The organism is Acinetobacter sp. Ac8, assembly GCF_055392545.1.
On the sequence record NZ_AP043689.1, the window covers coordinates 4316779 to 4334519 of the forward strand.

The window sequence follows — 17741 nt, forward strand, 5'->3', positions numbered from 1 at the left end:
TCGTCACTGAGCGATTATGTTTTGCTTACTTTAGTCCAGCTATTAACAAAAATTGAGTATTCCTGTGAAACAAAAACCAGTTACTGCTTTAATTCATTCTTCTCGTAAAGCACCACAATATATAAATACAATACAGCCTCCCCTATTTCGTGCGTCAACAATTATATTTGAAAATACCGATGCACTATTTAATCGCCATTGGACAGATCGTTATGACTATAGTTACGGCACACATGGCACGCCAACAACGTTTACCCTAGGCGATCACATTGCCCAAATTGAAGGTGGTGAATATTGCTTGCTTGCGCCCAGTGGGTTATCTGCGATTAATCTGGTCAATTCATGTTTTTTAAGTCATGGAGATGAAGTCTGGGTCGCTGACAATATCTATGGTCCCAACATGGAACATCTACGTCATCTTGAAAAAAGTTATGGCATTATCGTTCAAGTTTACAATCCTATCGATGCAGATACATTCCAACCCAATGAAAATGCCAAACTGATTTGGTTAGAGGCCGCAGGTTCAGTCACACTCGAATTTCCTGATTTGATGAGTTTAGTCAAAAAAGCCAAAGCAAAAAATATCCTCACGGCTTTGGACAATACCTGGGGCGCTGGCCTAGCGTTTAATGCCTTTGATTTTAGTCATGAACATTTAAGTGTAGATATCAGCGTACACGCCTTAACCAAATACCCAAGTGGTGGTGGCGATATGTTAATGGGATCTGTGGTCACTCAAGATAAAGCTTTACATCATAAACTGTTCCGTATGCATGCCATCCAAGGTATCGCGATTTCAGGTGATGATGCTGCACAAGTACAGCGTAGTTTGGCCTCAATGCAAATTCGTTATGAGCATCAGTCACAAAGTGCTTTAAAGATTTTAAATTGGTTAAAGAGTCAAAATGCGTTTGCTCAAGTTTTACATCCTGCGGATTCTGACAATATAAGCCACACCTATTGGAACCAGACCTGTCAAACAGGACAAAGTGCTGGTCTGGTTAGTGTTATTTTTAAACCTGAGTTTGATATCAACAAAATCAGAAAGTTTTGTGATCATTTATCTTTATTTAAACTCGGTTTTAGTTGGGGCGGTCCTATCAGCTTAGTCATGATTTATAATCTGACTGACATGCGTCATTTAGAACGCGCACATCTAGAGCAAGGTCTATTGGTTCGTTTCTGTATTGGCTTAGAACATCCAGACGATTTAATCCAAGATATTCAAAACGCACTTCAAGCCATTCAAGCTTAATATTTCAACTCAACAGACTTAATATATAATATCTGGGTCTTTGCTATATCAAATGACAGCAAGGGCCCTATACTCACACCTCTAAACACGATTAAGCACAGAGATCATTCAGCGAAAAGTACATTTAGCTTTTACTTATTCCCTATGCATTTCAAGACACAATCCGCACTCTCCTACATTCATATTCAACAATAAAAACAGATTTACAACATCATCATTTAATGCAATTTTGTATAACAACAATGATATAAATATTGAGTCAGATGAAGAATATCCAAACTCAAATTAAAGCTATAGGAATAACAATGGGCACACCAATCGTCATCGCAAAAAAAACTTCAGATACAACACAAGATATTGTATTACATTCACAATTTGCTAACCGTCATGGCTTAATTGCAGGCGCCACAGGGACAGGTAAAACCATTACCCTTAAAGTGCTTGCTGAAAGTTTTTCACGGATTGGTGTACCCGTATTTCTTGCCGATGCCAAAGGGGATGTTTCCAGTATCGCCAAAGCAGGTTCAACCAATCCTAAATTTGAAGAACGCATTAAAAGCTTAGGGATAGACAGTGTTCCTTTTGCTGCGTCACCGACTATTTTTTGGGATTTATTTGGTGAGCAAGGACATCCGATCCGTACCACAATCTCTGAAATTGGCCCACTATTACTTTCGCAAATGCTGAATTTGAATGACACTCAAGAAGGTGTGCTTTCAGCGGTGTTCCGTGTTGCAGATGATCAAGGCTTACTGTTAATTGATTTTAAAGATTTAAAAGCCATGCTGACCTATGTCAGTGAAAATGCGGCAGCTTTAAAAGCAGAATACGGCAATCTCTCACCAGCAAGTTTAGGTGCTATTCAGCGCAATCTATTGTCCTTAGGTGATCAGGGCGGTCAACGTTTCTTTGGTGAGCCAAGTCTTGATATTATGGATTTTATCCAAACTGATGCCAATGGACATGGTTATATCAACCTATTGGCTGCGGATAAGCTGATGAACACACCAAAGCTCTATGCAACCTTCCTGCTTTGGATGCTTTCAGAATTATTTGAAAAGCTACCTGAAGTCGGTGACTTAGATAAGCCAAAATTGGTGTTCTTTTTTGATGAAGCGCATTTGCTCTTTGATAATGCCAGCCCAGCTTTACAAGAAAAAATTCAACAAGTGGTCCGTCTAATTCGCTCTAAAGGTGTCGGAATTTATTTCATCTCACAAAGCCCATTAGATATTCCAGAAAATGTTTTAGGACAACTGGGCAACCGTGTACAACATGCCTTACGCGCGTTTACCCCTAAAGATCAAAAAGCAGTAAAAACTGCTGCTGATACTTTCCGCGCTAATCCAGAGTTTAAAGTAGATCAAGCAATTACAGAACTGGCTGTCGGTGAAGCGCTTATTAGTTGCCTAGATGAACAAGGTACACCTCAAGTGGTTGAACGAGCGATGGTGATGCCACCCTACTCATCATTTAGCCCAATTACTTTAGATGAACGAAAAGCCTTGATGGCACAAAGTATTGTTGCGGGTGTTTATGACAATGAAGTGGATCGTGATAGCGCTTATGAAATGCTACAACGTAAAGTTTCTGATAGCTCACAACAACAGGTGGCTTTTGATGCAGTGGCTCAACAAGCCAAGCAATTAGAAGAGCTCACCAAGCAACAACAGACCATCGATAAACAACAAGCCAAAGAGCAAGAACGCTTAGAAAAAGAGGAAGCAAAAGCTGCAGCTGCACGTGCCAAACTGACTCAAGATGTGATCGGAACTTTTGCTAAAAGCGCCGCAAGAACCTTAGGCGGTCCTACAGGGCAAAAACTGGTCCGCGGTTTGTTAGGTTCATTATTTGGTGGGCGTTGATTCGTTTAAACACAAATATGAGGAGCGTTAGCGCTCCTTTTTTATTCTCCATTTTTATAGCTTATCTTCTTACTTATGTTTTTATTCGCTTATCCCGCTTATCAAGCCCGCTAAACATATCTAAAAGTATATCTAAAAACTTATTCAAAAAAATCATCTAAAAAACTTAAAAATAAATTCAAATATTTCAATCAATAAAGCTTAAATTCAAACTAAACCATAATTATTTTATGTGTTTTTCTTAAAGGTGTATTGCAAATACATTTTATAAGGTATATTTTAAATACATCTTATAAATGACAGCCAAGAGAGATCAACAATGACTCCGCAGCAAATTGACCTTGTAAAAGCAACAGTTCCTGTTCTTCGCGAAAATGGTGTAGCACTTACCGGTTATTTTTATAATCGCATGCTCGGCAATAATCCTGAATTAAAAGAAACCTTTAACATGGGGCATCAACGCAGTGGTGCTCAGGCGCAAGCCTTGGCTGGTGCTGTTTTAGCATATGCTGAAAATATTGAAGATCCTTCAGTACTTTTGCCTGTGGTTGAACTGATTGCCCATAAACATGTCAGTCTGAATATTCAAGCACCTGATTACAACATTGTCGGTGAAAACCTATTACATTCAATTAGTGAAGTATTAACTATTTCGATGGAAGATCCATTAATTGACGCATGGGCTGCAGCTTATGGGCAATTGGCCGATCTATTTATCAGTACTGAAAAAGCGATTTATGAACAGCACCAACAAACTCAAGGCAGCTGGTTAGGCTGGCGTAAATTTAAAATCGCTAAAAAAGTGAATGAAAGTGAAGAAATTACCTCTTTCTATCTTGCACCAGTCGATGGTGGCGCATTACCTAAATATGAAGCGGGTCAATATATTTCAGTGCGCGTATTTGTTGAAGCATTAGGCTTAAAACAACCACGTCAATACACGCTATCGACAAGCCCACAAGCAGACTATTTACGTATTTCAGTTAAACGTGAAGATGAAAAAGGTGATTTGGCAAGTGGTTGGGTATCAAATACTTTACATGGCTTAGCTGAAGGTTCAGAAATTGAAGTGTCTGCTCCAACAGGTAACTTCTACCTGATTGATAGTAGCAAACGTAATGTCTTCATTAGTGCGGGTGTAGGTTTAACCCCAATGATTGCAATGCTTAACCAATTGGTGACTTTAGACATGCCTCAACCGGCTAGCTTTATCCATGCATGTCGCAGTAGCCAAGTACATGCGATGAAACAACATATCCAAGAGCAAAAAACTAAATTCCCACGTCTCAGTACATTTACAGCTTATGAGTTCCCACATAGCGGTGATGTTATAGGTGAGGACTATGATGTGGCTGGTCGTTTAGACTTAGCAACGCTTGATACAGCATTACTCCCAGCCCATGCTGATTATTATCTTTGTGGCCCAATACCATTTATGCAACAACAACACCAAGCATTGGTGGCTCGTGGTATTAAACCTGAACAAATTCATAGTGAAGCGTTTGGTACGGGTGGTGCAGGTATCTAAATCTACATCCGTTCTTTATAAGGCTGGTCTATGATAGACTGGCCTTATTTATTTCAGGATGAGATACATCTTTACCCATAGATGAGCAGCCTACATGCAACTAAATAAATTTACCGACTATGCCCTGCGCATCTTAATGTACATCGCGCCTCCAAAAGATGTGCCTTATACAATTGCAGAAATTGCAGAAGATTTACATGTTTCAGAAAATCACTTGGTCAAAATTGTGCATTTTATGGGAAAACAAGGTTGGTTGATTACCACACGAGGTAAAGGCGGTGGTTTGCGCTTAAACCCAGATATCTTAGAATTTCGCTTAGGACATATTGTAAGAATTCTCCAACGCGATGCACAAATTGTAGAGTGCAATACGCCACCTTGTGTGCTACGTCCACGCTGCGGCTTAAAGGGTATTTTAGATCAGGCCGTTGAACAGTTTTATCAAAGCCTAGATCACTATACTGTTGCCGATGTTCTCAATGCACCACCACAACATCCAAAGATCGTAAACTCACCCATTCCCAATCTCAATGTTTAAGTCACAAAAGCTCATCGTCCAGCATCTCAATAACCAATATTTCAGTTAACACGATCAAAATTCGCTTGAATCTCCGACTTCCTTTATAATGCACTTTGTTTATCCGTTTATTGAAGTTGAAATATGCATCGCAGCAGTGGAAAGTCTAAAAATAGTAAGACCTCAAGCGCCCCTAAACAAAAAATCAGTTATGAAAAAAAGGCTGATCCTGCGATTTCAGAATACTCAACTTCATCTTTGAACTGGTTGCGTAAAGCTGAATTTCTGATGAGTGCACCTAAACTGAATCTTTGTGTAGAAGATACTGGTTATGAAGTTGCCTTTGCAGGCCGTTCAAATGCAGGAAAATCAAGTGCTATCAATGCATTGACCAATCAAAAGCAATTGGCACGCGCGTCGAAAAGACCTGGCCGTACGCAAATGATTAACTTTTTTAGTTTAGGTAATCCAGATCAACGCCTTGTCGATTTACCAGGTTATGGTTATGCAGCTGTACCTGAAGCAATGAAAATTGTCTGGCAAAAAGAACTTGAGAATTATTTGATTCATCGAAAAAGTTTACAAGGTCTGGTTCTACTCATGGATATTCGCCACCCTTTACAACATTTTGATGTGATGATGTTGGAATGGGCATATTCACGTCACTTGTTTGTGCATGTACTGTTGACTAAATCCGACAAACTCAACCGTGGTCCTGCCAGTAAAGTGTTGTTAGATGTACAACAACAATTGAAGAAAATGAAGTTGAATTTTTCGATACAACTGTTTTCATCACTCAATAAACAAGGTCTAGAAGAACTCGCGTCAATTATGGCGGGTCGCTTAAATTACACCTTAGACAAAACTTTAGATTTTGATATTGATGCAATTCCTGAAGCCACTGAAGATGATTTGGATGAAGAGTTCATTGATCAAGATCAAGAATCCGAATTAAATTCTGAAAATATTGATGGAAATGTAGATGAAAATCCGCAAGCATAAATAAAAAAGTCTTGTCTAACAAAATTCATCACATATTGATACTGGAATGTCCTAAATTGCTAATAACTATTTAGGACATTTTTTTATACTTGAATAATAAAGTGTGAAATCACCAAAGAAAAATTAGGACACTGTGATGAAGTTACTCGCTAAATTAAAGAACAGTCGGATTGGATCGTCTATTCAGTACCACATCAAACCACGTAAAGTGAAATTTGAATGGCAAGATACCCCTGTCGATTGGATTCCAAATCAGCCATTTGTCAGCTACTTTATCAATGAAATTAACAATATTCTTCCAGCAGGTGAATTTTGGTTTTGCCGTTTATACAATCGTGTTTTACCCAAAATCACAGATGAAAAATTAGCTGAAGATGTTCGTGCCTTTATCCGCCAAGAAGCGATGCATGCTCAAGCACATGCTTCAGCAAATAAAGAATACTTAACTGTGCGTAATATTGACATTCAACGTAATCTTGAGATTATGGATTTCTTGTTTGGCAAATTACTTGCAGATCAACCACTCGGCTTTAAAGTACCCAAAGCTCTTGATCATCAATGGGATTTGTTCCGCTTAGGTATCGTCGCCACTGTTGAACATATGACTTGTGTCTTGGGTAAATATGCGCTTTATAATAAAAAATGGGCGGAATTGGGTGCAGATCCCAATATGCTTGATTTAGTCAAATGGCATGGTGCCGAAGAGATTGAACACCGCACAGTGGCTTTTGATCTGTATCGTCATTTGGGTGGCGGTTATATTTCCCGTTATTATCAAAGTGTTATCGTGATTGCCGCTGTATTAGGCTTATGGGTTGATGGTGCTGCACATATCATGGGGCAAGACCCACGTTATGCAGATAAAAAACCTGCTTTCTATAAGCCTTGGATTTGGCGTGAATGGGCAAGTATCGCACAATCAGATAATCGCTTAATGCCACATCCATTATGGTTGGTTTCACAGCAATTGGGCTATTTAATGCCTTGGTATGATCCAGTACATGAAGCTAAAACAGAAGATGCGATTGCTTATTTGGATCAATCTCCTGCGGCAAAACGTGCATTGCCTAGAGTTGCAGCATAATAACTGTTAAAACTAATCAATACTGAAATCAAATAAAAAAAGCAGGATTAAGATCCTGCTTTTTTTTGGGCCAATCTTTTAGAACAAGATCCTAACCATAGACTAAGTTGAACTTTCCATATCTTTGGTGTTTCGGTCAACCACCACACTAATCATCATATCCCCTTGTACATTCACTACGGTACGTACAGTATCGAGAATACGGTCAATTGGCAGAAGAATCGCAATTGCCTCTGCTGGTAATCCCACAGATTGTAGCACCATGATCATGGTGACCATGCCCGCACTTGGAATACCCGGTGCGCCCAATGAAGCAATCATCGCAGTCAGACAGACAATCACTTGTTGGGTAATTGATAACTCTAAACCCATTAAATTGGCAATAAAAAGCGCTGCTGCTGCTTCATAAAGTGCTGTTCCATCCATGTTTAACTGAGAACCGAAAGGAATCACAAAGCCTGCAATTTGTGGACGCACGCCTAAATTTTCTTGAGTACACTTTAAACTCAAAGGCATGGTTGCAGAACTTGAACTGGTTGCAAATGCTGTAATTAATGCTGCACGCGTTCCTTTAAAAAAGGTAATCGGATCCATTTTTCCAAAGATCCATAACAACAATGGCAGAACCACAACACCATGAAATATGGTGGTTCCTGTAACAACAATAGCAAACTCAGCAAGACGGCTTAAAATAGAGATGTCTTCTGTTGCAATCAGCTTTGCCATTAATGCAAAAATACCAATTGGCGCAACTTTCATCACCCAACCAACCAACATCATCATGATGTCAAAAAACTGACGTGCCAGTTGTTTGATTGAATTAAAACGCTCTCCACCATGTACCAGTGCCAAACCCAATAACAAAGCAAACAGCACCACTGCCAAAACATTACCATCACTAAATGCTTTAAATGGATTGATGAGGGTATTTTGAATAAAATTGGTTAAAAACGAGCTGGGTGTCAGTGAATCTGGGCTTTTATGTTGATTCATTGCATCTTGAAACATTGCAATGTCCACACCTTGTCCCACATTGAATAGATGTGTCGAGGCTAAACCGAGGATAAGTGCCAATGTCGTTGTGGTTACACAACAAGCCAAGGTTATTTTCCAAACTCGACTGAGTTGACTGCCCGCTTCTAAGTTTGAAACACCCACCAAGATTGAACTAAAAATAAGTGGAACCAAAAGCATTTTTAATAAACCAATAAAAATACTACTGGCGATGCTCAAACCATAAATGCTGGCATCTAAAAATTGAGTATTAGGAAATTGATTTAATAAAAATCCAAATGCCACACCAAGAATGGCTGCAATAAAAATTTGGGTGTTTAAACTCATCTTCGCTGACTATTATAAATATTTACACGTTGAACTATGCCATTGAAGTTATTTAGAATCGAGCATTTTTTTGTCACAAGCTCTGCTAAAAAATAGAAAAGCCATCATAGATGATGGCTGAGTTTCACGATTAGCATATCAATGCAAAAGTATTATTGAGTTTCGATTTCACGTACTCGCATCAAGCCTTCTTGAACGGTACTACACACCAATTCGCCATTTTGCCACATACGACCAAAATTCAGTCCGCGTGAATTTGCACTGACGGTTGCATCCATATCATAAAGCATCCAATCATCTGCTTTCACTGGTTTATGGAAATAGATCGTATGATCAATACTGGCACATTGCAAACTTGGCGAGAGGTAATTGAGACCATGCGGCCGCAAAGCAGTCATCATCAAGGTATAGTCCGAATAAAACGCAACAATTGCTTGATTTAACGAGATATCATCCGCCTGTTCCGCAGCTAATGGCTCATGCGTACGCAAATAATGAGCATAAGACGGCGCTTCAGGTTGTGGTTGAAATGGGTTGGTCACATTGATCGGACGAATTTCTACCTGACGTGGACGCATAAACGCAGCGCGAATATTTTCCGGGATAAAACTAATTAAATTTTCTTTAAGCTCTTGCTCTGCTTTTAATTCATCAGGTGCTGGATATTCTGGTTCAGCAATTTGATAATTCAAGCCTTCTTCAGGTGTTGCAAATGACACCATTGCAGAAAAAATGGTACGTCCATGCTGGATTGCACGTACTTGACGACTTAAGAAACTTTTGCCATCACGTAACCGATCAACCTCATAAATGATTGGGGCATTGATATCCCCGCCATATAGGAAGTATGCATGTAAAGAATGTACGGGGCGATCAGCGGTATATGATGCTGCCCGCAGTGCTTGTCCTAAAACTTGCCCACCAAAAACACGCTTACCAACTAAATTTCGACTTTGACCACGAAAAATATGTTCTTCAAGTTTTTCAAGGGTTAAAAGCTCTACAAGCTCTTGGGTTAAAGCATTCATAAGTGACCTTTCTATATACTGAATACTGACTTTATTCCAATGGATAGAACAAAGTATCCATATTTTAGAGATTTAACTCTATTTTGCCATAAGTCCTGAGAGAAACATTAAATTTTCATAAACTGTATTGTCACTTCTCTTGTGCTGATGGATTGTTTAAAATACGTTTTTTAACGATAAAATCTGACAAGCGACCCGCAGTTTGTCAGAAAATGACATACTGTTCTGTGCTTTAATTACAGAAAATATTTTTTATCCGCTTTATTGCGTGATTCACCATTGGCTAGGAGTATTTATGTCCAAGAGTGGCTTTGGTCAAATGTATCGTCGACTTTCGAGTAAAATACTTGACCTTGTGGTAACACCACATGTTCTTGGAGAGGTTCCTACAGAAGCTCAACCTTTAGACCCTTCAACTGAAAATTCTGAACTCATTCAGCCCACAACTCAAAAAGTTGTCTGTTATGTTCTACAGAATTACTCACGAAGTAATGCTTTAGTTGTTGATGGTGAAACACGTCGTTTGCAGCTTCCTCCTGCACTTGACCCATTAATGATTGGCAATAGTCGCGAAAAAGCTGCGATTTTATTTTTACAACACCAAGACGAAAACAATTATTTTAATCCGCCTACGCATGCTTATCCGCCGCGTTTAGTTAGACTGATTGAATCACTTGATCAAAATGCTGATTTAGATATTGAATTGATCCCTGTTACAGTACTGTGGGGACGTTCACCAGATAAAGAAGACTCTTGGTTTAAGCTGTTATTTACTGACACTTGGGCAACGCCAAGTAAAGTTAAACAGTTGATGAACATTGGTTTACATGGTCGACAGTCATTCCTAGAATTCCATGAAGCGCAATCACTTAGAGCTTTGGTGGATCATGCAAAAATTGCTCATCCCAATATTTCACCAGCCACTTATATTGTCAACCAATTAAATGACTACTTAGATCGTCAGCGTGAGGTCATTCTCGGTCCAGATTTATCTGATCGCCGTAATGTCATGCAATCACTGATTAAAGCCCCTGATGTACAGGATGCAATTCGTAAAGAAAGTATTCGCTCAAAAATCAGCATGATTGATGCTGAACATAAAGCGATTGGTTTTGTAAACGAAATTGCATCCGACTATTCTGCATCGGCTGTACGCTTTGCGGATATGGCTTTGACTCGTCTATGGACACAACTTTATGACGGCGTTGAAGTACATAACTTCAATACTGTGCGCGAGTTAGTCAAAGACTATGAAGTGATTTATACACCTTGTCACCGTAGCCATATCGATTACTTGTTATTGTCTTATGTAATTTATAAACGTGGTTTGATGGTGCCATATATTGCTGCAGGCGATAACCTCAACATGCCATTTGTCGGTCAATTACTGCGTGGAGGCGGTGCATTCTTTATCCGTCGTTCATTCCGCGGCAATGCACTTTATACATCGGTATTTAAAGAATATTTATTTAGTATCCTGTCTAGAAACACACCTCTTGAATACTTTATTGAAGGTGGTCGTTCTCGAACTGGGCGTTTGTTACCACCGAAAACTGGCATGCTCGCAATGACGGTACATGGTCATTTGCGCGGCCGTGCCAAACCGATTGTCTTTATCCCAACCTATGTCGGTTATGAGCGCTTGATGGAAGGCGCAACTTATGTCGGCGAAATGAATGGTAAGCCAAAAGAAGCTGAATCCATCTGGGGAATCTTGCAAACCCTGAAAAAAATTGAGCGTATTTTTGGTAAAGTGCATGTCAATTTTGGTGAGCCTGTTTTCTTAGATGACTTACTCAAAGCACATGGCGCTGATCAAATCACCATTGAACATAATGATGATCCAATTCCGCAAGAAGTCTCAGATGCAGTGACCAGTTCGGCAAATGCGATTCTGGAAAATATCAACCGTGCTGTGGTGATCAACCCTGTTTCTTTATTGTCACTGATTTTATTGGCAACTCCAAAACATACACTTGATGAAGAAATCTGCATTAAACAGCTTGATACATATCGCAAGTTATTAACTGCAAATCCTTATGACAGCCGTACTCAGGTCACACCATTGTCAGGTAAAGAAATCATTGCCTATGGTATGAAGCTGAAATTGATTAAACGTGTTCAACACGTCCTTGGCGATATTATTGCCATTGAAGACAATCAAGCCATTTTACTGACTTACTTCCGCAATAACATTTTGCATGCCTTTGTTTTACCGTCGTTGGTTGCGGCATTGGTCGAACATAATGGCAAGATCAGTAAGTCTGATTTACTCAATGTGATTCGTACCCTTTATCCATTCTTAAAAGCAGAGTTGTTCTTAAAATGGAAAGATAGTGAAATCAAGGCTCAAGTGACTGAATATGTCGATGCTTTGGCTCAAGCGAATTTAATTTTTGTCGATGATGAAGATTTTATTTTCAGCCCTGCGCCAAACTCAGAAGACCATAATCAATTGGCTGTTTTGGCTGCTCCAGTACGTCAAAGTCTTGAACGTTATTACATGACACTGGCTTTAATTACTCAACGTGGCTCTGGAAATATCTCGATTCGCCAAGTCGAAGAATTAAGTCACTTGGTTGGGCAACGTTTATCTGTGTTGTATGAGTTCAACTCACCTGAGTTCTTTGATAAAGCGTTATTCCAAAGTTTTATGAAAGTCTTAACTGAACAAGGCTATATCAAAACCAATGAAGACCATGCCATTGTTTTTGATGAGCAGTTTAGAAATGTTGCGCAATATGCCAATTTGGTGCTTGATGATGTAACTTTGCAAATGCTACACCATATCACCTCATTTACAGATGAGGAGTTAAAAGAAGCTTTAGATGCTTTAGCCGCTCAACAAGCCAAGAAGCGTTTAAAACGGAAGAAAAAATAAAAGCTTTAAAGTGCCTTTTTCCTTTGAGAGGGTTGGGATGATTACCTCTCCCTACCCCTCTCCTGCAAGGAGAGGGAACTTTTCAATATATCTATGATGAACAATACTGAACCAACCCATTTTCATACTTAACAATTTTTTAGTTTATTTCCAAACTTATCTAAAACGTAAAATGATCCTTAAAAATAGCTAGTATATTTTAAGGTTTAAATTCTTCTGATAATCAAGATAACAGTTTTGATGTACCCACTTAAATCCTGTTGCAAGCATCCTCTCCGCAAAAATCTGCTTCCCTGTTTGATTGGAACTTTCCAAAACCAAGTGCGATAAATTCAACTGTTGTTGGAACCATAAAATTATTTCATGCAATGGTAGCGGTTGATTATTTGTACAAATATATGATTTTTCTGGATGTTCCACGTGAAGCAAATGCGCTAAGAAATGTGCAAGGTCATCTATATGGATTCGATTTGACCAATGAATATTGGGATAGCTGTGTGTGGTTTCTGCAAGTTTAACCATACGAGCAACGGATGTACCATAAACCCCAGTTGGGCGCACAATCACACATTTAGATGGATAAGCCTGTTGCCATCGCTGTTCCATTGCCAATAACAATTGACCCTGTTGATCACTTGGAATAGGCACTGACTCATCATCAATACGTTCACCATGGTTTTCCCCATAAACACGTGTCGATGAAACCACAATAATTCGTTTGAGCGGATGGTCTTTTAAAGCCCTCACAATCGGCTGCACCGAGTCGACATAGGTTTGTTGATAATTTTCGATAGCACTTAGCGGAGAATTTCGAGATGGTGCGAGCAATACATACACCACATCGACAGGCTGAATTTGCGCTAAATCGACTTGTTGAATGTCTTGAATCAAATGTTGTGCGAAATCATCATCTTTCGCACTTCGGCTAACTGTGGTAATTTGGTGATCTTGCTGAAATAATTGTTTGGCAACACGTTGCGATGTTTTACCATAACCAATAAATAGAATATGCATTACACGACCTATTCTTCGAAACCGATTTTCAAAATCAATCAAACTTAAGTTGAGGGGACATGGCTGCCGTCCATCAATTGCAAGGGGTTGGCAATGCCGCCGCTGCTTTACTTGAAAAACTAAATATTTTCACCACAGATGATTTACTGTTTCATTTGCCACGTGATTATGAGGATCGTAGCACGATCATTCCCATGAACCAATTACAAGTCGGTCGTAGTTATCTCATGGAAGGCGTGGTCAGATCAATCGATATGCCACCCGGTAAACGCAAGTCGATGGCGATTTTATTGCAAGATGATTTTGGCAAAGTTACTTTACGCTTCTATCATATCTATAAAGCACTCACAGATCGTGCTAAAGCGGGTAATCGTTTAAGAATCTTTGGGGAAGTCCGTGTAGGGGCTCGGGGCCTTGAACTTTACCATCCTGAGATCCAGTTAATTACCGAACATACAGCACTCCCTAAAACCCAACTAACAGCAATTTACCCTGCCACAGAAGGCTTAACCCAACCCAAATTACGTGAATACGTTAAACAAGCTTTAAACCAGCATGCCGATGCTTTACCTGAGTTATTACCTGAAAAGTTCACCAATGGTTACGCGCTTAAACAGGCATTGGAGTATATTCATCACCCTCCTGTAAATGCCAATATGCTGCAACTTTCACAAGGTTCTCACCCTGCTCAACAACGTTTAATTTTTGAAGAGTTGGTTGCACATCAAATCAGCCTATTAACCCGACGTGCTTATATTCAACAAATTGCAGCGCCAGCATTTTCAACCAGTAAAAAATTTGCAAAAGCCTTATTGGCAAGCTTACCTTTTGAAATGACCAATGCACAGAAACGTGTATCAAACGAAATTGCCAAAGATTTAAAACAAAACAAACCTATGTTGCGACTGGTTCAGGGTGATGTAGGTGCAGGTAAAACATTGGTTGCAGGTGTTGCGGCTTGTCATATTTTGGAAGAAGGTTGGCAAGTGGCGCTGATGGCACCGACTGAAATTTTAGCTGAACAGCACTATATCAATTTTAAGAAATGGTTCGAGCCACTCGGTTTAAATGTGTCATGGCTTTCAGGCAAACAAAAAGGCAAAGCACGCGCTGCGGCTGAACAAACCATTAAAGATGGAACTGCCAATATTGTGGTGGGTACCCATGCTTTATTTCAGGAAAATGTTGAATTTTCCAAACTTGGTCTCGTGATTATTGATGAACAACATCGTTTCGGGGTAGATCAACGTCTAGCTTTACGTAATAAAGGCGTGGATAACACCACACCACACCAATTGGTCATGACAGCAACACCAATCCCTCGCACACTGGCAATGTCTGCCTATGGTGACCTAGATACCTCAGTGATTGATGAATTGCCTCCTGGACGTACTCCCATTCAAACAGTCACGATTCCACTTGATAGACGAGAAGAAGTCTTGAATCGTATCACCAGCAACTGCGCTGAGGGTAAACAGGCATATTGGGTCTGTACATTGGTCGAACAATCAGAAACTCTTGATGCTCAAGCCGCAGAAGCCACCTATCAAGAGATTAAAGATCGCTTTCCACAGATTAATATTGGCTTAGTCCATGGAAAAATGAAAGCCGATGAGAAGCAACGGGTCATGCAACAATTCAAAGACAATGAATTGCAACTGCTGATTGCAACGACAGTGATTGAAGTCGGGGTCGATGTTCCAAACGCTTCCATTATGGTGATTGAAAATGCTGAGCGCTTAGGCCTGTCTCAGTTGCATCAGTTACGTGGTCGGGTCGGTCGTGGTGCAACCGCAAGTTTCTGCGCCCTACTCTATAAACATCCTTTATCACAAAATGGCCAAGAACGTTTACGCATCATGCGTGAAACCAATGACGGTTTTATCATTGCAGAAAAAGACTTAGAAATTCGAGGGCCGGGTGAATTACTGGGCACCAAGCAAACAGGAGATTTGGGTTTCCGTGTCGCCAAGCTAGAACGAGATGATCATTTACTTAATCAAGCACATTATGTTGCCAGTCAAGTACTAAAAGATGATCCAGAAAATGCTGAAGCTTTATTAAAACGCTGGCTACCTGAAGCACCGAGATATGCCTATGTCTAAACATGTATTTAGAACATCCATGCATAAACAGCATAGCTTAGATATTTGATTCATTCAGTCTAACGATGCTTATCAAAATCTATGACCACAAATGATGACATGGAGGCTGTCATAACATGGTGATATGAAGATTAAGCGATATAAAGCTTAATAAAAATCTGCTATTGATCTATTCAGCACTCTATGCGAAATTAATCCCAAATAAAAAATAGAACAGAGCATGCTCCAATTTATCAATCAACTTCTCCATAAAAGCGTACAAAGCCTTTCCCCTTGCCTGCTTTGTGGAATAGATCGACAACAACAGCATTCTCTTTGTAACACGTGTTGGAACGAACTTCCTTGGTATAAGCAGCATATAGAACGGCATCAACACCAGATTGTTTGTGCTCACCGTTACGACTTCCCAATTGATCGCATCATCCAAGTCTATAAATATGAACAACAACTGCAATATCAGACACTATTGGCACAAAGTTTATTGAATTTAAGCCTACCTAAAATTCAAGCCATCGTGCCTATGCCAATTTCTACTGCTCGTTTAAAAGAACGTGGCTACAATCAAATGCTGATTATCGCCAAAATCATGGCAAGGCAATTAAATATCCCAGTATGGCAACCCGTGATTCGAGAAGCACAACATTCACAAAAAGGTTTAAGTAGAATTGAGCGCTTAGAAAATATTGAATATCAATTTAAAATGATCAAAACAGAAAAAAGAAAATATAAAAAAGTACTGATTATTGATGATGTCGTGACCACAGGTAGTTCAATTCATGCTTTAACCCGTGCTTTAGAAAACTTGGGCTGCCAGCAGATTTGTAGCGTCTGCATTGCCGCAGCTCAATAAATTTTCATCATCGCTCAGCGATACATACATTGTGAAGCAAACATAGCAAAAATTATGAATGGATTAAATTTGCTTTACACCATGGGATCACGATCTCTTTGGTCAATGGCGCTAAAAGCGTTTGCGCATCATCCAAATCAATCCATTTCATTTCAGCAATTTCTGCATTGATTTTTGGTGTTTGTTCTAGGTCGACTAGATAGAGATAACTCACCAATTGAAAGTCTGCTTCATTGGCCGCTTTTGTTTCAAAACGCCCAATAAACTGAGTAATCTCGGCTTGAACACTAATTTCTTCTAAAATCTCACGCAACATGGTCTGCTCAGGTGGTTCATTGGGTTCTAGCTTTCCACCAACCTGCATAAAAAATTGTGTATTTTGCTTTCTCACCAAGAGCAATTGTTTTTTATCATTCAAAATCACAGCTGCCGCGACAGTAATAACATTCATAAGATTTAAAATAGAATAAAAACACAATATATTGTGACAGCAATAAATTTAAAAACAATATATTGTGTTTTAGTTTTTAACCAAATGTACGATCTGCTTGATCTAATTTAACCAATTCTTCACGTTCTTTTACACCCCATTTTGGTTCTGGTGCTTGATAGTGACTAAACTGGGTTAGAATTTCTTCGATCGAAGCAGAATCAATCAACTGATCTGTAAAACGCGCTTTAGAAAAACCTTTGTCTGTCGTGAGTTGAATAAATTTCAATAAATCATCATAAAAACCTTCAACATTTAAAAATGCACAAGGTTTTAAATGAATTCCCAATTGTGCCCACGTCCATTGCTCAAAAATTTCTTCAATGGTTCCTGCACCACCAGGCAATGCAATAAAGCCATCGGAAAGTTCAGACATTTTTGTTTTACGTTCATGCATATTTTTAACAATATACAGCTCAGTCAAATCTGGATGGGCCAATTCACGATCGACCAAACCCTGAGGGATCACACCAATCACTTTGCCTCCTGCTGCCAAAGCACTGTCAGCAACAATGCCCATTAAGCCTGAACGACCACCACCATAGACCAAAGTTTTCCCTTGCTTGGCGATTGTTTCACCAGTCAGCTCTGCTACATCAGCAAAAATTTGATCCGTACCTAACGATGAACCACAAAAAATAGCAATAGAATTCATAAATTTAACCTAACTTTAATTTTGTCATGCTAAAAATGCAGACGACCAATCAAGATTTTTTTTACAAAACAGCAATGTAATGAGTGTTTTTCCTAAAATCCTTGTCTAAAATACACACATCAAATT

The 17741-nt window shown here is 39.4% G+C and carries 14 protein-coding genes; 9 read left to right on the forward strand and 5 right to left on the reverse strand.

What is annotated here, in order from left to right; all coding sequences use genetic code 11:
• Positions 1-64 precede the first annotated feature (64 nt).
• From ACZ5QH_RS20570 to ACZ5QH_RS20595, 6 genes are all read left to right on the forward strand, one after another.
• Positions 65-1255, forward strand: coding sequence for a PLP-dependent transferase (locus ACZ5QH_RS20570; protein WP_303576659.1), 1191 nt, complete (start codon positions 65-67; stop codon positions 1253-1255).
• A gap of 305 nt (positions 1256-1560) precedes the next feature.
• The gene (locus ACZ5QH_RS20575; RefSeq protein WP_239044813.1) at positions 1561-3120 is read left to right on the forward strand and encodes a helicase HerA-like domain-containing protein; all 1560 of its coding nucleotides are present in this window, start codon (positions 1561-1563) and stop codon (positions 3118-3120) included.
• A 319-nt stretch (positions 3121-3439) separates the two neighbouring features.
• Positions 3440-4648, forward strand: coding sequence for an NO-inducible flavohemoprotein (gene hmpA, locus ACZ5QH_RS20580; protein WP_239044812.1), 1209 nt, complete (start codon positions 3440-3442; stop codon positions 4646-4648).
• 94 nt (positions 4649-4742) lie between these two features.
• The gene (locus ACZ5QH_RS20585; RefSeq protein ID WP_004816858.1) at positions 4743-5186 is read left to right on the forward strand and encodes an RrF2 family transcriptional regulator; all 444 of its coding nucleotides are present in this window, start codon (positions 4743-4745) and stop codon (positions 5184-5186) included.
• Between the two features lie 123 nt (positions 5187-5309).
• Positions 5310-6167, forward strand: a complete 858-nt coding sequence (yihA, locus tag ACZ5QH_RS20590; RefSeq protein ID WP_303576658.1) for a ribosome biogenesis GTP-binding protein YihA/YsxC — start codon at positions 5310-5312, stop codon at positions 6165-6167.
• Positions 6168-6303: 136 nt separating this feature from the next.
• A complete protein-coding gene (locus ACZ5QH_RS20595; RefSeq protein ID WP_004816855.1) occupies positions 6304-7251 on the forward strand; it encodes a metal-dependent hydrolase in 948 nt (315 codons plus the stop codon).
• 102 nt (positions 7252-7353) lie between these two features.
• On the opposite strand, the gene ACZ5QH_RS20600 is transcribed toward ACZ5QH_RS20595, so the two are convergent.
• Positions 7354-8592, reverse strand: a complete 1239-nt coding sequence (locus tag ACZ5QH_RS20600; protein ID WP_034614383.1) for a dicarboxylate/amino acid:cation symporter — start codon at positions 8590-8592, stop codon at positions 7354-7356.
• A gap of 152 nt (positions 8593-8744) precedes the next feature.
• Positions 8745-9620, reverse strand: a complete 876-nt coding sequence (locus ACZ5QH_RS20605) for an acyl-CoA thioesterase (protein WP_004816853.1) — start codon at positions 9618-9620, stop codon at positions 8745-8747.
• A 295-nt stretch (positions 9621-9915) separates the two neighbouring features.
• Here ACZ5QH_RS20605 and plsB point away from each other — a divergent pair, with 295 nt between their 5' ends.
• Positions 9916-12501 carry a glycerol-3-phosphate 1-O-acyltransferase PlsB gene (gene plsB / locus ACZ5QH_RS20610; protein WP_004816852.1) on the forward strand — a complete coding sequence of 862 codons (2586 nt, stop codon included), beginning with the start codon at positions 9916-9918 and terminating at the stop codon, positions 12499-12501.
• A 189-nt stretch (positions 12502-12690) separates the two neighbouring features.
• On the opposite strand, the gene ACZ5QH_RS20615 is transcribed toward plsB, so the two are convergent.
• Positions 12691-13515 (reverse strand): NAD-dependent epimerase/dehydratase family protein, encoded by an 825-nt coding sequence (locus ACZ5QH_RS20615; protein ID WP_303576657.1) that lies wholly within the window; start codon positions 13513-13515, stop codon positions 12691-12693.
• Positions 13516-13574: 59 nt separating this feature from the next.
• On the opposite strand from ACZ5QH_RS20615, the gene recG reads away from it, so the two are divergent.
• Together recG and ACZ5QH_RS20625 are read left to right on the forward strand one after the other, a co-directional pair.
• On the forward strand, positions 13575-15620 hold the full coding sequence (recG, locus tag ACZ5QH_RS20620) for an ATP-dependent DNA helicase RecG (protein WP_303576656.1): 2046 nt from the start codon (positions 13575-13577) through the stop codon (positions 15618-15620).
• Between the two features lie 220 nt (positions 15621-15840).
• Positions 15841-16470 carry a ComF family protein gene (locus ACZ5QH_RS20625; RefSeq protein WP_303576655.1) on the forward strand — a complete coding sequence of 210 codons (630 nt, stop codon included), beginning with the start codon at positions 15841-15843 and terminating at the stop codon, positions 16468-16470.
• Between the two features lie 52 nt (positions 16471-16522).
• Here the strand turns inward: ACZ5QH_RS20625 and ACZ5QH_RS20630 are convergent, their stop codons facing one another.
• Together ACZ5QH_RS20630 and ACZ5QH_RS20635 are read right to left on the reverse strand one after the other, a co-directional pair.
• Positions 16523-16921, reverse strand: a complete 399-nt coding sequence (locus ACZ5QH_RS20630) for an NUDIX hydrolase (RefSeq protein WP_303576654.1) — start codon at positions 16919-16921, stop codon at positions 16523-16525.
• Between the two features lie 76 nt (positions 16922-16997).
• Positions 16998-17615 (reverse strand): LOG family protein, encoded by a 618-nt coding sequence (locus ACZ5QH_RS20635; RefSeq protein ID WP_004816846.1) that lies wholly within the window; start codon positions 17613-17615, stop codon positions 16998-17000.
• Positions 17616-17741 lie beyond the last annotated feature (126 nt).

Coding starts and splice junctions, on each gene's coding strand:
- ACZ5QH_RS20575 (WP_239044813.1), top strand. CDS start 1,561: ATGGGCACACCAATCGTCATCGCAAAAAAAACTTCAGATACAACACAA.
- hmpA (WP_239044812.1), top strand. CDS start 3,440: ATGACTCCGCAGCAAATTGACCTTGTAAAAGCAACAGTTCCTGTTCTT.
- ACZ5QH_RS20585 (WP_004816858.1), top strand. CDS start 4,743: ATGCAACTAAATAAATTTACCGACTATGCCCTGCGCATCTTAATGTAC.
- yihA (WP_303576658.1), top strand. CDS start 5,310: ATGCATCGCAGCAGTGGAAAGTCTAAAAATAGTAAGACCTCAAGCGCC.
- ACZ5QH_RS20595 (WP_004816855.1), top strand. CDS start 6,304: ATGAAGTTACTCGCTAAATTAAAGAACAGTCGGATTGGATCGTCTATT.
- ACZ5QH_RS20600 (WP_034614383.1), bottom strand. CDS start 8,592: ATGAGTTTAAACACCCAAATTTTTATTGCAGCCATTCTTGGTGTGGCA.
- ACZ5QH_RS20605 (WP_004816853.1), bottom strand. CDS start 9,620: ATGAATGCTTTAACCCAAGAGCTTGTAGAGCTTTTAACCCTTGAAAAA.
- plsB (WP_004816852.1), top strand. CDS start 9,916: ATGTCCAAGAGTGGCTTTGGTCAAATGTATCGTCGACTTTCGAGTAAA.
- ACZ5QH_RS20615 (WP_303576657.1), bottom strand. CDS start 13,515: ATGCATATTCTATTTATTGGTTATGGTAAAACATCGCAACGTGTTGCC.
- recG (WP_303576656.1), top strand. CDS start 13,575: ATGGCTGCCGTCCATCAATTGCAAGGGGTTGGCAATGCCGCCGCTGCT.
- ACZ5QH_RS20625 (WP_303576655.1), top strand. CDS start 15,841: ATGCTCCAATTTATCAATCAACTTCTCCATAAAAGCGTACAAAGCCTT.
- ACZ5QH_RS20630 (WP_303576654.1), bottom strand. CDS start 16,921: ATGAATGTTATTACTGTCGCGGCAGCTGTGATTTTGAATGATAAAAAA.
- ACZ5QH_RS20635 (WP_004816846.1), bottom strand. CDS start 17,615: ATGAATTCTATTGCTATTTTTTGTGGTTCATCGTTAGGTACGGATCAA.